This window comes from Pseudocolwellia antarctica (genome assembly GCF_049933045.1).
Taxonomy (GTDB): Bacteria; Pseudomonadota; Gammaproteobacteria; order Enterobacterales; family Alteromonadaceae; genus Pseudocolwellia.
Map to the genome: position 1 here is coordinate 789861 of NZ_CP187926.1, position 15529 is coordinate 805389.

13 protein-coding genes are annotated in these 15529 nt (G+C 35.6%); 5 read left to right on the top strand and 8 right to left on the bottom strand.

Annotated elements, in window-relative coordinates:
• Positions 1 to 54: 54 nt before the first annotated feature.
• From ACPUVN_RS03415 to ACPUVN_RS03440, 6 genes are all read right to left on the bottom strand, one after another.
• Positions 55 to 408 carry a hypothetical protein gene (locus ACPUVN_RS03415; protein WP_426358005.1) on the bottom strand — a complete coding sequence of 118 codons (354 nt, stop codon included), beginning with the start codon at positions 406 to 408 and terminating at the stop codon, positions 55 to 57.
• Between the two features lie 181 nt (positions 409 to 589).
• Positions 590 to 1108, bottom strand: a complete 519-nt coding sequence (locus ACPUVN_RS03420) for a DUF411 domain-containing protein (RefSeq protein ID WP_426358004.1) — start codon at positions 1106 to 1108, stop codon at positions 590 to 592.
• Between the two features lie 56 nt (positions 1109 to 1164).
• The gene (locus ACPUVN_RS03425; RefSeq protein WP_426358003.1) at positions 1165 to 1698 is read right to left on the bottom strand and encodes a c-type cytochrome; all 534 of its coding nucleotides are present in this window, start codon (positions 1696 to 1698) and stop codon (positions 1165 to 1167) included.
• An 84-nt stretch (positions 1699 to 1782) separates the two neighbouring features.
• Positions 1783 to 2097, bottom strand: coding sequence for a hypothetical protein (locus ACPUVN_RS03430; protein ID WP_426369964.1), 315 nt, complete (start codon positions 2095 to 2097; stop codon positions 1783 to 1785).
• A 135-nt stretch (positions 2098 to 2232) separates the two neighbouring features.
• Positions 2233 to 3096 carry a copper resistance protein B gene (locus ACPUVN_RS03435; protein ID WP_426369965.1) on the bottom strand — a complete coding sequence of 288 codons (864 nt, stop codon included), beginning with the start codon at positions 3094 to 3096 and terminating at the stop codon, positions 2233 to 2235.
• Positions 3093 to 4907 carry a copper resistance system multicopper oxidase gene (locus tag ACPUVN_RS03440; protein ID WP_197111585.1) on the bottom strand — a complete coding sequence of 605 codons (1815 nt, stop codon included), beginning with the start codon at positions 4905 to 4907 and terminating at the stop codon, positions 3093 to 3095. The genes ACPUVN_RS03435 and ACPUVN_RS03440 overlap by 4 nt, the downstream gene beginning before the upstream one ends.
• Positions 4908 to 5073: 166 nt before the next feature.
• Between ACPUVN_RS03440 and ACPUVN_RS03445 the strand changes: the two genes are divergently transcribed.
• The 4 genes from ACPUVN_RS03445 to ACPUVN_RS03460 all read left to right on the top strand — a co-directional run bounded on the left by ACPUVN_RS03445 (position 5074) and on the right by ACPUVN_RS03460 (position 8484).
• Positions 5074 to 5748, top strand: coding sequence for a heavy metal response regulator transcription factor (locus tag ACPUVN_RS03445; RefSeq protein WP_426369966.1), 675 nt, complete (start codon positions 5074 to 5076; stop codon positions 5746 to 5748).
• Positions 5749 to 7155, top strand: coding sequence for a heavy metal sensor histidine kinase (locus tag ACPUVN_RS03450; protein WP_426369967.1), 1407 nt, complete (start codon positions 5749 to 5751; stop codon positions 7153 to 7155).
• Between the two features lie 152 nt (positions 7156 to 7307).
• Complete coding sequence (locus ACPUVN_RS03455; protein ID WP_426357998.1) at positions 7308 to 7649, top strand: cupin domain-containing protein; 342 nt, start codon at positions 7308 to 7310, stop codon at positions 7647 to 7649.
• A 79-nt stretch (positions 7650 to 7728) separates the two neighbouring features.
• Complete coding sequence (locus ACPUVN_RS03460) at positions 7729 to 8484, top strand: alpha-ketoglutarate-dependent dioxygenase AlkB family protein (protein ID WP_426357997.1); 756 nt, start codon at positions 7729 to 7731, stop codon at positions 8482 to 8484.
• Here the strand turns inward: ACPUVN_RS03460 and ACPUVN_RS03465 are convergent.
• Complete coding sequence (locus ACPUVN_RS03465; RefSeq protein WP_426369968.1) at positions 8474 to 12490, bottom strand: translocation/assembly module TamB domain-containing protein; 4017 nt, start codon at positions 12488 to 12490, stop codon at positions 8474 to 8476. The genes ACPUVN_RS03460 and ACPUVN_RS03465 overlap by 11 nt on opposite strands.
• The gene (locus ACPUVN_RS03470) at positions 12490 to 14244 is read right to left on the bottom strand and encodes an autotransporter assembly complex protein TamA (RefSeq protein ID WP_426357995.1); all 1755 of its coding nucleotides are present in this window, start codon (positions 14242 to 14244) and stop codon (positions 12490 to 12492) included. The genes ACPUVN_RS03465 and ACPUVN_RS03470 overlap by 1 nt, the downstream gene beginning before the upstream one ends.
• Positions 14245 to 14585: 341 nt before the next feature.
• Here ACPUVN_RS03470 and ACPUVN_RS03475 point away from each other — a divergent pair, with 341 nt between their 5' ends.
• Positions 14586 to 15425, top strand: coding sequence for an HDOD domain-containing protein (locus ACPUVN_RS03475; protein ID WP_426357994.1), 840 nt, complete (start codon positions 14586 to 14588; stop codon positions 15423 to 15425).
• Positions 15426 to 15529 lie beyond the last annotated feature (104 nt).

The following is a 15529-nucleotide window of genomic DNA, read 5'->3' on the forward strand; positions in this document are numbered from 1 at the left end:
ACTCATTTCAATACGGTATAAGAGTGCTATTTAAAGTACGAATTTATCCTATAATTAAATAGAAATGGGAGGTCTAAATGGATGTAATGCGGTACCATAATTTGGAGATTTATCTGTGAATATAAATCTTTTACCATGATCGACAAATAAGATATGTTGACCATTTAATTGTTGCGAAGTTATTGTATGGATAGAACTTAGACATAAACTGACTGTAGTGCATCGGCAATCACCAGAATCACAAACATCACATTTTTCATGTGAAGACATTTTATCTTTTGATGATTGATTATGCTCATGCATTGATGAGGTCATGTGTGAATCATTTTCTGTAAGAACGATTAAAGTATCGTTCATTTCGTCACAATTCATAGGAAAAAAAGCAGCAAAACTTTGTTGCGATAGCAACAAAATCATTATAAAAGCTATATAACCTTTAAATTTGAACACTGCGTTAACCATAAATAAATTCACACTAATTAATATTAGTTTATTTCATACTATTTGCTATGACCTAGATCAATAAATACAATTAAACTCAACCGTATTAGAACTAATATTTATTGAGTTAGTAAATACGATAAAATGATCAGAACTGTTGCTCATAAGATTGAACAGTAGAATATACTTCAGAACTTCCATCTGATTTCAAAAGAAGAACCTGGTATGGGTTAAATTTATCGCCTACTTCCATACCTGGAGAGCCTAAAGGCATTCCTGGTACTGATAATCCAATGACAGTCTTATCATGCTTTTGACTCAAAAATTGTTTAATGAACTTCGCAGGTACGTGTCCTTCAAAAGTATAACCATCTTTCGAAATAGCGGTATGACAAGAGCGATATCGAGGCTTAATTCCTTTCTGTTCCTTAATGCTTGAAATATCATTTCTATCATGAATTTGGGATTGAAATCCATTTTCATCAATATGACTTATCCATTTCTTGCAACAACCACAAGTAGGCGTTTTATAAACGTCTAAAGATATAGGCTGCGCTTTAGCAGTATTGGACTCGGCTCTAACTACATCATTATCAGAACAACTTACTATCAATGTGACTATAAAAAATGTAGCGATGATTTTTAAAATATATTTATTTGGAAACATAACTCTCCTAATGAGATATCAATTAATTAGATTGTTTTTGATGTTGATTGTTAAGGTTAATCAACGGCGGTAAGAATTTGATATTGTTCAGGAGTCAGGGTTGGTAACTCTTTAATAAATGCAACCATAGCCCAAATACGTTGGTCATCATGTGTTTTACCCCATGCTGGCATTCCTGAGGCTTTAATACCATGTTTAATCACCCAGAAATTTTCGCGAGCAGTTTGTAAATCATCACCATGGCTATGACTCTCATGCTCTTCATTTTTAATAGTCAAATTAGGTGGAGAAGGGTATAAGCCTATGCTTAAGTCACTATTGCTTTGGCCTGTCTTTAAGTGACAGCTAGAGCACATAAACTCATAATCAGTAGCACCTGTAAGTAATAATTCAGGGTCGCTTAAATCAGGCACTTCAATTGTTTGTGCTGATTTCTCAATGGCATTATCTCTAGCTTTTTCTAAAACCCAGTAAACCAGATCACTATGAGGCTCATCGGCTGCTACATCTATAATACCAGAATATATCACGAGCATGATCGAGCCTATACCGAGTGCAATCAGTAGCAGTAATGATTTAACTATTTTCATATGCTTTCCTTTATGGATTGCGATTAATAAAACCACTTAGCACCCTGATACTTGTATCGGTGCTAAGTAAAAAATCAAGATGACTTAGTGATTGTGCTCATGTTCATCTTTTTTGACTTCTTCATGCTCTACTTTTTTAATTTTACTGTGATCTATATCTTTCATTTTGCTGTGATCCATTCCTTCCATTGTTTTTGCATCCGCCTCTGATTGTTTCATACACTTTTTCATCATGGCGATAGATACAGGGTCTTTCATGTCCATTTTGCTGTGATCCATTTTGCTGCAATCAGCTTTTTCCGCTTTCTTTACATGCATTGATGGATCATGTGCCAAAGACGGTATTGATAAAATGATTGTTGGTAATAAAACTAAAGATAATATTTTTAAAGTTTTCATGGTTTCTTCCTAATTCTCTAATTAATAATAGTTATGGTGTTAATGCGTTAAAATAATTCTATTTACTTGTTAAAATAGCAGCGACTTTATTAGTTGTAATTACTCAATATTATATGTGCCAATACAAACCCGATGCTAAAACCAAAAGTTGATACCTGCGACGAATGCAGTGTCATTGCTACTTTGTTCATTTGACTTTGCATAGTCTGCAGTACTGCCAAATTTATTACTCCACTCGACACCAATATATGGTGCAAACTGACGTGTAAACTCATATCGAACTCTTAAGCCAATCGCACTGCTTGATAAGCCACTACCTAAGCCATTTTCCAAATCGCGTTTACCATAAAGTGTCAGCTCAGCACGTGGTTGTACGATCAGTTTTTGAGTTAGTAACAACTCGTATTCAGCTTCAAAAGTCAGGGCTGTGTTCCCTTGCTCGCCAATGTAAGCGGTCATATCGAGTTCGAACCAGTAAGGAGCTAAACCTTGTAAGCCAAAAGCCAACCACTGGCGGTTTTCGCCGCCTTTATTGTAATCAAAACGAACACCCATTTGTGTGTCCCAGTATGCTGATATTCCATGACCCCATAAAATATCGGTTTGATTCTCTTCAAGGCTTCCTTCGCTGAAATCACCTTCTGTTTTTATGACTAATCGGTCAAAAGTAGTCCCGTACCATGCTTGCAAGTCAAATACACCTGCGTTTGCTTGCTCGTTATATTCAAGACGATCGCCTAGTAATGCGTAAAATGGATGCTCATCAGCGAGTGTTAATCGCTCATTGCCCTCAAGCGCATATGGGCCTTCTGTTAAAGTTGTTCCCGCAGAGTAAGCATGAGGGTCTCTTGCATCTTTAGGTGCACTTCCTCCTTGTGGTTGCATCTTAGCGCTATTCATTTGTGCCATTTCACTTTGCGCTAATAAAGGGAAACTAATTAATGAAGCCCCAGTTAACATTAATAAACCTAATGATTTAGATAGTTTTAATTGTTTCATGATACGACTACCTCTCTAAACATACCGGCATCCATATGGAATAATAAATGGCAATGCCAAGCCCAGCGACCTACATCGTGAGGGGTGGTTAAAAAGCTGATTCTTTGTGCGGGTTGAACAGGAATCGTATGACGTCGCACTTGAACATCACCTTGCTCGTTTTCTAAATCACTCCACATACCATGCAAATGCATAGGGTGTGTCATCATGGTATCGTTTTGTAAAATAACTCTTAAACGTTGGTTATGCTTCATATGCACTGGCGTGCTTTTACCAAATTCTAAGCCATCAAATGACCAGCTATAACGCTCCATGTTGCCGGTTAAATGCAGCTCAATTTCAGCTTCTGGCTCTTGCTGGTTAGTGATCCCTTCAAGTGAGTGTAAATCTGCAAGTGTTAAAACACGGCGACCATTTTTACGTAAACCAATACCAGGATCATCAAGATTTGTTCTAGGCATATCAACGCGCATATCAACTGAAGCTCCATACTCCGTTTTTGCATGACGCACTTTAGAGCTGGCAACCGCCAATGGGTTTTCAGACATACCATGTTTGCTATGATCCATCGCCATTGCACCGTGCCCCATAGCGCTATGATCCATTTCTTTAGAGTTCATACCTGACATGCCAGCCATTGCAGAATGCTCACCGCCGTGGGTCATATTGCCCATCATATCGGTCATCGTTAACCATTCAACAGGGTCAAGTGCAGGTACTGGCGCATCAATATTAGGCGAGCTTGATAAAGTTCCTTTTGCGTAACCAGAGCGATCCATACTTTGAGCAAAAATAGTATAGGCATCATTTTTAGGCTCAACAATTACGTCGTAGGTTTCACCAGGGCCGAATCTAAATTCATCAACTGTCACTGGTTCAACGTTTTGCCCATCTGCTTGTACAACCGTTAGTTTTAGCTCGGGGATACGCACGTCAAAAAAGCTATTACTAGAGCCATTAATAAACCTTAATCTAAGCTTTTCACCGACTTTAAATAATCCACGCCAGTTTGCCATTGGAGTACTGCCGTTCATTAAAAAAGTCATTGCTGATGCAGATAAATCAGCTAAGTCTGTAGGATTCATTCGCATCTGATTCCACATTTTTCGGCGCTGTAGAGCATTTGAAATACTGCTGCTTGAAACGTCATCGAAAAACTCTGGAACAGTGGGTTGATTGAAGTTAAATACATCACTCTGTACTTTTAATTTACGGAACAGCGCCATTGGGTCATCATCAGTCCAATCAGATAATTGAATAACATGCTCGTTATCTGCACTAATAATATCGTTTTCTCGCGGCTCAATAATTAAGGCACCGTACATACCTGTCATTTCTTGAAAGCCACTATGTGAGTGATACCAATATGTACCGCTTTGTTGCAGTTTAAATTTATAAACAAAGGTTTCGCCCGGCATAATGCCTTTAAAGCTGATACCTGGTACGCCATCCATTTGATACGGTAAAATAATGCCATGCCAATGAATTGAACTCGGTACTGATAATTTATTTGTTACTCTAATAGTAACGTCATCGCCTTCTTTTAGGCGCAAGGTCGGGGCGGGTATAGATCCATTGATAGTTGTCGCCATACGTACTACGCCAGTAAAGTTAACCGGCGATTCATCTATAACCAGATCAATTACTTTGCCGCTAAGTTCGGGCACAGTGCCTGTTATTGTTCCTGCTACTAAAGATGATGCAGCATGTAATACGCTCGGAAAAGCAGCAAGTACACCTCCTGCAATTAAGCCTTGAACAAATCGTCTTCGTGGTGTGCTAACCTGTTGTGATGACTTTTTAAACCCCATTTCCTTACTCCTTCATAGCAGAATATGTATTGAGTATAGAAAATAGACCTGTCTTTAACATGACGCGAACATTACAAAGTTGTAATCTTGGTGTCATGTTGCTGTAGTGACAGATACTGCATAATATTTGCAGAGGTAGTTGTTAGGACTTTAATGAAGGAATTGTATGCGCTTATTAGTTGTTGAAGATGAAGCAAAAACGGGAGATTATTTAAAACAGGGACTAAGTGAAGCTGGGTTTCAGGTTTCTTTGGCACGCAATGGTCTTGACGGTCATCATTTAGCGATGACCGAGTTATTTGATGTCATTATATTAGATGTCATGTTACCTGATGTTACTGGCTGGCGAATTCTTGAATCGTTACGTGAAGCAAATAATGTCACGCCTGTTTTATTTTTGTCTGCACGCGATAGCGTTGATGATAGAGTAAAAGGATTAGAACTTGGTGCAGATGATTACTTAATAAAGCCGTTTGCTTTTGCTGAAGTACTCGCAAGAGTGCGTACACTTATTCGACGTGGTGGTGCACAAAAAACAGAAGATATACTCAAGGCTGCTGATTTAGAAATGGATATTTTAAAACGAAAAGTACAGCGTGCTGGTAAACGTATTTTATTGAGTAATAAAGAATTTAATTTACTTGAGTTGTTGCTACGTCGAGAAAGTGAAGTACTGCCTCGATCACTTATTGCTTCTCAAGTTTGGGATATGAACTTTGAAAGCGATACTAACGTTATTGATGTGGCGATCCGAAGACTCAGAGCTAAAGTAGATGATGATTTTCCTGTAAAACTCATTCATACAATACGTGGTATGGGCTATAAGTTAGAGGTGGAGTAAATGAGTACTACATCTCGCCCCATGTCTCTTACTATGCGTGTTATGTTGTTTGTTGCGATAACTGTTATTGCTTGCTTAGCATTAGTCGCCTCTTTAATTAATAACTCAATTGAGCATCATTTTATTCAACAAGATAGTGCTGAACTAAATGTGATCACTCAATCTATTACAGCGGTATTAAATCAGCAACATGAATCATCAGAGCAACTTAAAATAGCTCTTTCAAAGGCTATCTCAGGTCATCATGGTGTTTATTATCAAGTGAATACCGAGCAAGGACAGCTCATTTATCAAAGTTCAGGGCGAGACTTTAGAGGGCTAAGAATACACGCCTCGACCTCTGTTGGTTTGAATAATGGAAAAATAGTGAAATGGAAAAAAGATACCTATCGCTACCATGCATTGGTGAGTGATATTAAAACGTCGCAACAACTTTATAAAGTTACTACCGCTCTTGATATGAGTTTTCACTTACATTTTTTGAGTCAATTTAAACAAAGCCTCTTGTTTATAATGCTTGGCTCTGCAGTTCTCATTTTATTAGTTACATGGTTTGCAATACATCAAGGGTTAAATCCATTACGTGGTTTAAGTCAAAAAATCTATGATATACAAACTAATAAAATGGATATTAGATTAAACGAAAAGAATGTACCAATAGAGTTAGCTCACATGGTTCAATCGTTCAATTCTATGCTCGATAGGTTGCAAAGTGAATTTATTCGTTTATCAAACTTTTCTAGTGATATTGCGCATGAATTACGTACTCCACTTACAAATATTATTACTCAAACACAAGTAGGCTTATCTAAACCAAGAGTACTAGAAGAGTATCAAGAATTGCTGTTTTCTAACCTAGAAGAGCTAGACCGCCTCACAAAAATGGTCAGTGATATGTTATGGCTAGCAAAAACTCAAAATGGACTCATAAAACCTGAACAACATACTTTGAAAAGTTATGATGAGATAGATGCGCTTTTTGAATACTTCGATGCTTTAGCAGAAGAGGCACAAATTAAGTTAATAAAACAAGGGAGCGATTTAAGTTTTCATTGCGATAAATTACATTTTAGACAATTACTTTCAAACCTTTTATCAAACGCAATTCGTTATACAGCAAAAGGCTCATCAATAACTATAGAAAGTGAATACAGTGGTCAAAACCAAGTATGTATTTCTATAAGTAATCCTGGTGAAGTAATAGCACCCGAACATTTGCCGCATTTATTTGATCGCTTTTATCGACCTGACAAATCAAGACAGAGACACAGTGATGGTACGGGTTTAGGTCTTGCAATTGTTAAAGCCTTGGTTGAAACAAATGGCGGTAATATAAAGGTTATTTCAAGCGATAATGTTACCTGTTTTAAGGTTTATTTAAATTTAGTTAAACCTACAGTTCAGTAATAATAAAGCATTTAAGATAGAACTATTTAGTAGGATTAGAATAAACGTTAGTATGCAGAATTTATTGTAAATTAACTCTACAAATAGCAATTTATCAATGTCCGCTTTGGTTCAAAAAAGACTATATTACAGGTGTTTTTTAAGGAGCTGTTTTGACAATTATAAGTAATCAATCTGCTGAACATTATACTTGGGGCAACCATTGTGATGGTTGGCATCTTGTAAAAACCGACAGCTTAAGTGTTATTCAAGAACGAGTACCACCAGGATTTTCAGAAGTTCGTCATTTTCATACAAAATCTGAGCAATTCTTTTTCATATTATCTGGAGTTGCAACGATGGAACTTGATGGTGAAATATTTACTATAGATTCTCATCAAGGTATTCATATCCCAGCAGGTGCGAAACATCAACTTAGTAATAAACACGATAATGATTTGGTCTTTACCGTAACTTCTACGCCACCAAGTCATGGCGACAGAGTCGAAATATAAAAGTTACTGTTATATTGAGGGTAATTTCTTTTACAATGAAAATGCCTTATAAAACATGAATATTGAGTTAGAGTAAGTGATGGATTTATTTAGTAGCCATGAAGAGAATATGAATAAACTGCCTTTTGATTTTCCTCAAACGGATGGATACAGTTCTAGGTGGGATGCTAATTTAAATGGTTTTATTATTCATATACCTAATGGAATTATATTTTATTCGGAAGCTTATTTTAATAAAAAGATTAGTGATAGGAGTATTGAATATTTTTTAGAAAATGACACTGTTGATATAAAAAACTATGTTGCCTGGAGAAATTTAGATAAAGAACAACTTTTAAACATTAAGTTTAAAAATATCAATTGGCGCCACGAACAAATTAATATGTATGGAAAAAGCGTTTTTTTACCCCGTTATTCTGCTTGGTATGGTGATATGGGTAAATCATACAGTTATTCAGGCCTTTCTTTGCAACCCAATGCTTGGAACAAAGGTTTACTCTATATTAAACAAGAAATTGAAAAAGTAGCTTCTGTTCAGTTTAATAGTGTTTTAATGAATTGGTATCGCGATGGTGATGATCACATGAGTTGGCATGCCGATGCAGAAAGAGAGTTGGGCAGGGATCCTGTTATTGCCTCAGTGAGCTTTGGAGAGACTCGGCGTTTTGTCTTACGCAGAAACGATGATCATTCTCAAAAAGTTGAATTCCCATTAAACCACGGCACGCTACTAATTATGAGTGGAGAATTACAACACTTTTGGCAGCACGCTATTCCTAAACAAAGAAAAGTAAGCAATAGTCGTTTTAATTTAACCTTTAGGGTTATAAATTAGTATCAAACGAATAGTATATATCTGCTGAACTTTCCAAACCTGAAATTGTTTCTACCCATAAGCGACTCATCAAAAATAGCCTAACAGTAAGTTCGTTTACTGGATCATCTACACCAATACCGTATTTCAAATAAATACGTTTTCCTAAATAGCCAGCAATAGATACTTGTGTACTATCACCGTCAATTTCAACATTATTAATTAAGGGTAACTTATCTATTTGTTTCAATATACCGGAGTAATTTGCTAATGCAGCGCCTAAAGCAACACCTATACCTGAGTTGTCAGCACTATCACTCTCTAATGCTTGCCCTCTAAGTAGGTACGATAAAGTTTGAGCTCTCGATAAAGACTGAGTTGAAAACAAGTTGAGTGAAAGAGCATTTGCTAACCCTGTAATTTCAATACCCACTTTTAAGTTTTCTTTAGGAATTGTTCGAGTTGCTCTTAAATCTACGTTCGGGTTTTCGATAGGACCATTGAAGGCTATCTTGCCTTTATCTATATATAAACGCTGACCATAAGCTTGATATCTGCCATTAGGAATATTTAAATTACCGAATATTTGAATAGGTTGCTGATTATTGTGCTGAACACGTAAGCTACCCTCTAAATTACCGTCAAAGCCTTGGCCTGTTAACTGGAATTGTTCGTTAATCACAACATTAATATCTGAATCAATACTAAAAGGGCGTTCTTTAAATATTTCGTCGCCTTGATAATCTACAAATATCACGTCGTTCGTCACCTCAACACTACCTTCTGGAAGCTTGGTAACACGCAGTATTCCGTCAGGTACATGTACTGACCCTGAAATTTTTAGTTTTTTTGGTGTAAGTGTCATACTAATTTTAGGTGATATTGTTGCCTCTATTTGAGGCGGAACCAGGATGAGTAATTTTTCGGCTTCAATATTTAAGTTAAGTTTTCTTTCGTTCAACCAAGTTGCATCACCCGTAATTAAACCGTCGTCTTTATCTATTTTGAAGTTACCTGCTATGGTTGCCGTTGTTCCTAATAGTGAGAGCTTTAATTGTACGTCTTCTAATATGTTCGGACTTTTTATGATCTTTAATCGACCATCAGATAAGTTAACTTCACCCACCATTTCAGGCTTCATTAAATCGCCAGTAATTTTCACTTGGCTACTTAAAAAACCTTCAAGTAAAGCAAGATCGTGATTCATTGATTGAAAAGGGCGTAAGCTAAAGTTATCAACATCAAGCTGAGCCGAGAGTGGAAAATCGCCAGTGAATTTCATGTTACTTTTTAAGTTAATATCTGAATAAAAATCGTAATTTTTGTTGGCTCTACTAACGCTATCAGGGTTTAACGTGAGATCGGTAAATACTGAATTATCACTTACTTTAAAAGCTAAACGGCCTGTATCCCATGCGCTTAATACTTTCACAGGTAAGTAGTTTTCTTCTGGCTCTAATAATATATTTCCAGCAAGTACCGCTAAATCTCCCTCAACGGAAAAACTTTTATTAGGCGCCCAACTAATACTGCCATTACCTTTAATGCTGGTATTAACGGATATATCTTCAGGTGCGAAGGTATCATTAAAGTAATAACTATTAAGGTTAATAAATAAAGGAATATTACCTTTTTCAAAAAAGCTAACATCTTTGGTTAAACAAATACTTAAACCAGGGTTGTTCCAGCAATGTTTGTTCAACGATAATTGTTTGTTACTTGGGTTGTAGCCAATAATAATATCGGTATCTGGTTGCCAATGATTAGTTAAATAATTAAATTCAGCGCCAGCAATAATACCTGTCCAGTTATTGGTTTTCTCATTTAAACGGCTGTTGAGAAGTAGCTTACTTTTAAAGTCGCCATCCCACTTTATATCAAGGTTTTGTTGCAACATATCGGCATCTATTCTGCCTACAAAGTTTTCAAGTTCTGTGTTTAACCAACGTATTTCTTTACCTTTAATTTGAGCATTAATATCGTGTTTATTTAAAGGCGAATAGCTCCCTTGAAAACTAATGAGTGAAGACGACAGCTGCTTGAAATACAAGTTAGTTATTTTATTACTGAAATTAAGTGTTGGGTTGTTAAGTGGACCGCTTACATCAAATTGAGTAGCTATTTTACCGTTTATATCAGATTGGAATTTATTGATTTTTGGCACTTCTAGTGTGCCTTTTATGTTCCACTCTGTGTCGCTATAACCAGAAACTTTAATCACTGAATCATAGACTGATACGGTTAAGTCACTTGGTTTTAATTGTAGATTTTCGTTTAGGTCAACTTCACCTTTTATTGAAAAAGGAATGTTATTAATTAAACCTGATAAGTTGGTATTGGTTAAGCTAACTTCAGAGTTTTCTTTATTATAAAAGCCGACAGAATCCACATTTCCTTTTATTCGACCAGAGAATTTACCGGCAATTAATTTTTCAACTGAAGCGGGTAACCACTCTTTTATTAGATCGTTATCAATGCCTTTAAATTTAGGTAAAGTAAAACCGCTAGACTTAACTTTTACATTCCAAGCGGGCATAACACCAAGTGATATTTTGCCTGTAAGGTCTAGGTTGTTGTTTTCGTCATTTATTTTAACTTCTTCAAAGGTAAATACATCTTCTAATTCAAAGTCTTCTGTATTGTCTTTACTCGATTGAGATTGTGTATGGTCGAATTTTATAGAGACTTGAGCTTGTTTATAACCTAATCCGCTAATAATGCTATTTAAATAAATGGTTTGATTATTGATATCGCCTTTCGAAGTTAACAGTAACTTTGACGGATGAAGATGCTGGCTAACTTGGTTATATAAAGGGATTTTAGAAGCTTCAAGTTTAATACTATAAGGCGAATTGTTTGTTAGGGCATTTATACTGCCGTTGCCTTCAAGTTCTATACTACCTTCACTTTCTAATGTGATGTTAAGTTGCGCTAAATCGCCTTTTAAAGACACGAGTTGCTTAGATTGATTAACTTCAGGCCAGTAATTATTATCGGTTAGTTGATGATTTAATTTAAAGTCTAATGGATAGTCATTAATGAAAGACATTTTTCCATTTATATCAATTATTCCACCAGCATATTTTGATGATAATGCGCTAATTAATAAGTCATGCCCGAACCACTTAGCATTTAGTTTTGTTTGGTTTAATTGCACAGGTAAAAAAGCAAAAAGCGAAGAGTGATTAACTAACGTTTCAATACTTAGATTTGTTATCTGTAAATTTATCGGTAAGTCTATGTCTGTTAAAATTAGTTTCTTAGTATTACCGTTTTCAGAGGTGTTTTTAGTGTTGGCTTGAACATTTTTTTCAGTGCTTGCCTGAACACTTGGCTGAGTACCTGTATGTGAGTTTACTCGGTCAATTATTTGATCAGATGTTTCATTCTCTGTTTTAGAGGTATTAGCCGTGTTAGATAATACCTCTTTAGATTCAACCGAGGTTATGATTGTGGTATCAGCAATAGGGGAGTTAAAAGCAAATACGTTGCCCTTGATGTCAACGGCTGAGGTTAAATTAATAACTTCAATGGTTTGATTACTTAAAAACACCTGAGTATTTTTTATAAATACACGATCTGCTTTTATGGCTAAAGGCATCTCAACCGGTGTTCTTTCTTCTGTAGATATTTCAGACGGTTTTGTGGTTATGGATAACTTTTCAGCGACCAATTCATTAATACAAAATTGTTTTTGCCATAAACATCGTAAATGAAATTTCAAGCTAAGATCTGAGGCTTTAATATCAACCTTATCGTTCTGGTAGCTGAATTCAGTGAATTCAAGATCTTCAGAAAACATTCCACTTTTATAAATTAACGATATATCAGTAAACTTATTAAGCAGGGCGATAGTCGCCTGAGTTCCCCAAGGGCTACTATAAAGTATTGCTAGTAAGCATAATAAACTGGTGAGAAAAATAGCTAAGTACGAACTAAGTTTTCGGCGCAAGCTTTTCCGTTTTATTGGTAGCGTTCCTGTACTTTTTGGACTGCTTTCTTGTGAAGGTATTTGTTGATTAGACATTATAATTCAGCACCTAAATTTAGGTGAATACGCCATGAGGGTGAATCTTCACTTAAGCTATAACCCAAGTCTAACTTTATTGCACCAATAGGCGAGATATAATGAATACCAGGGCCTACAGAGTAAGACCTTTGAAATCCGGTATCAAATGAACTGCCGACATCAACAAATAAAGCGCCTCGAATCTTTGGAGTGAAATAATATTGATATTCAAGACTAGCCACAGCTAAACGATTACCACCCACAACAAGTTCTTCCTGTGTGCCGTCATCATTTGTTTGAATCCGTGTAGGACCAATCGACTGATAAGCAAATCCTCTAATACTTTGATCTCCACCTGCAAAAAATCGTAAAGATGGTGATAACTCTTCAACATTAGATTTACTTAAATAGGTGTAACCTAACTCAAGTCTTGTTACCAACCGGTGTTTAGGCGCTAAGGTTTTTATATAGCGCCAGTGACCATGAAACTTTAAAAAGCTAGACTCAGAAGAAATATCTGTGTGGGTGCCTTCAAGATTATAATATTGACTGAAGCCGTCGCTAGGATCAATTAACGATCCGTCTCTTGAAGTGTTTGACCAGCTATAACCAATTAGAAAGTAGTCGGCAATGTCTTCTAATGAATAAATATCCCATTCTTCATGTAGATACCTAACATAAAATTCAGCATTTGAGGTGTCACTACTTTTTATACGACTTATCTTAGATGACCAATAGTCACTTTCAATATCACCATATTCATCGTTTTCTAATAACAGTTTTAATTGTAGGGTATCGCTTAATGAGCCATTCATTGGGATTGAATAAATAAAGCGTCCCGTTGGATTTACTTTAGAGTATTTAAGCTGAGTTTCTTGGCGATGACCATATTTGTTGATTAACGGGGTTTTCCAACCACCTGAAATTCTGAAGTCTGTATCTGTTGCGTAACCAAAACCAATATCAAAATAATGCTTTTTAGCTTTTTGTAAGGTTACTTGAATAGGCACTGATTTATTTTCAATTGCTGCCTCACCTGTTTTGTTAGGCACGATTACAATATTGCTGAAGTATTGGGTGTTTTCTAAATTACTTTGAAATTGCTGAAGCTTAGCTACTTCATAGCTATCGCCTTCAGTAAAGGGAATAAGTTTAGTAATAAAATCATCGTTGATGGTGTTATTAATGAAGCTGATTTCACCAAAGGTGTAACGTGTGCCACTTATATATTTAATACGAATATTCGCAAAATAATCCGGTGTGATCGCTATTTCAGAGATTTCGAATTGACCATCAAAATAACCACGCTGTAAACCTAAAGAAAGAATGTCTGACTTTATTTTTTCATAATTACCGTGGTGTAAGGAGTCTTTAGGTTTTATAGGTAACTTAGCCGTAAGTGCTTTAAACATAGGATCATCTTGCGCATCACCTACAATTTCTACTTTAATCGATTTAACTAAACTGACTTCGTTTAACTTAACTTTAATAATAAGAGCCCAAGGCTCTTCCTCGTTATCTTTTTTAATGACTTTTACATCAACAACCGCACGGTAATAACCTAATGCTTGAATAGCTTTAACGGTATTGTTTTTGGCGGAGTAAGCGAATGATATACGAGATAGCTTATCTTCAGGAAGATCGCCTAAATAAGCTTTAATATTTTTAGTAACAACATCAGGTAGGTTGTCAGGTAATGATAGTATTAGATTATTTGCAAAAGCTTTACCCATAAAGAACAAGGTAAAAAAGCAAACATATAACCTAATCATAGAATTCCTTTATGGGGTAAGAGTATTAAAACAACATACTATTATAGCTGGGTGTAGATGAAGATTCGAGCAACGATTTGATTCATTTGTAAGATATTCTTATTTACTGTAACGCCTTTAATTTATAGATGAATTTCCCCCTACAAGATTATTGTAACAAGTCAAAATAAATGACCTCATCTTGATAAAAACATTGCAGCTAACTGCTTCTATATTAGTTTTGTTCAAATAAATTAGAAATAATTGAATGCTAATTCACTGATTTTCTATTGATTAAATAGCAGCTTAAAAAATATGTGCTATGTTTTAAGTGTAACCAATAACAATAGAGATGGAATCTTATGGGATCAGAAAACGCACTTTATACAATTTTAGTAGAAAAAATTAAGCAAAACTCTTTGATACTACCTACATTGCCTGAAATAGCGCTAAAAGTGCGCGATAAAGCTGATAGTCCGGATGTAAACCTTGGGCAAATGAGCGAAATTATAAGCCAAGATCCTGCACTTTCATTAGGAATGATTAAAGTTGCAAATAGCCCTCTATTAAGTAGAACCGTAAAAGTTCAAACCGTTAATCAAGCGGTAACCCGAATAGGGCTAACGCAAATTAAAAGTATTGCTACAGCCATGGTTGTTGAGCAAATTTTTGTTTCTAAAAATAAAATCGTTTCAATTTATCTCGCTCAATCGTGGAAAAATACCGTTAATATTGCTGCCGTCGCTATAGCATTAATGACATTTTATAAGCGAAATAATAAACATAGTTCATTATCACTTGATGAATTAACTCTTGCTTCACTTGTTCATTCTATTGGTGTTTTACCTATTTTAACTGAAGCTGAAAAGCATTCGGACGTTTTTGCTAACCCAAAATTTTTAGAGCAAGCTATTGCTAAGTTATCAAATAAACTTGGTGCAGAGGTTACAAAAGCTTGGGGCTTTTCTGACGAATTAGTTGAGTTAGTAAGAAGTTGGAATGACTTATCTGTTTTACCTAAAGAAGCTCATTATCTTGATTTTATAAGAGCTGGCGCTATTTATAATGGTGTATTTAAAAATGAAGAAACGTGCGAGGCTTTATTAAAAAGTTATGTAAATAAAGGCGTATTACCAGACATTTTATTTATGAAAACAGAAGAGTTCACTACTATGGTTAAAGGTATTAAAGAAATGTTTTAAACGCGTTAAAGCAAATCATGCGAATAGAATATAAAAAAGGCACTTTAAAAGTGCCTTTTCTCATAGAGATGCTAAGTCTTAAATAAAAACTTTATCCAAAAGAG

Coding starts and splice junctions, on each gene's coding strand:
- ACPUVN_RS03475 (WP_426357994.1), top strand. CDS start 14,586: ATGGGATCAGAAAACGCACTTTATACAATTTTAGTAGAAAAAATTAAG.
- ACPUVN_RS03450 (WP_426369967.1), top strand. CDS start 5,749: ATGAGTACTACATCTCGCCCCATGTCTCTTACTATGCGTGTTATGTTG.
- ACPUVN_RS03435 (WP_426369965.1), bottom strand. CDS start 3,096: ATGAAACAATTAAAACTATCTAAATCATTAGGTTTATTAATGTTAACT.
- ACPUVN_RS03425 (WP_426358003.1), bottom strand. CDS start 1,698: ATGAAAATAGTTAAATCATTACTGCTACTGATTGCACTCGGTATAGGC.
- ACPUVN_RS03445 (WP_426369966.1), top strand. CDS start 5,074: ATGCGCTTATTAGTTGTTGAAGATGAAGCAAAAACGGGAGATTATTTA.
- ACPUVN_RS03465 (WP_426369968.1), bottom strand. CDS start 12,490: ATGTCTAATCAACAAATACCTTCACAAGAAAGCAGTCCAAAAAGTACA.
- ACPUVN_RS03420 (WP_426358004.1), bottom strand. CDS start 1,108: ATGTTTCCAAATAAATATATTTTAAAAATCATCGCTACATTTTTTATA.
- ACPUVN_RS03430 (WP_426369964.1), bottom strand. CDS start 2,097: ATGAAAACTTTAAAAATATTATCTTTAGTTTTATTACCAACAATCATT.
- ACPUVN_RS03470 (WP_426357995.1), bottom strand. CDS start 14,244: ATGATTAGGTTATATGTTTGCTTTTTTACCTTGTTCTTTATGGGTAAA.
- ACPUVN_RS03460 (WP_426357997.1), top strand. CDS start 7,729: ATGGATTTATTTAGTAGCCATGAAGAGAATATGAATAAACTGCCTTTT.
- ACPUVN_RS03440 (WP_197111585.1), bottom strand. CDS start 4,907: ATGGGGTTTAAAAAGTCATCACAACAGGTTAGCACACCACGAAGACGA.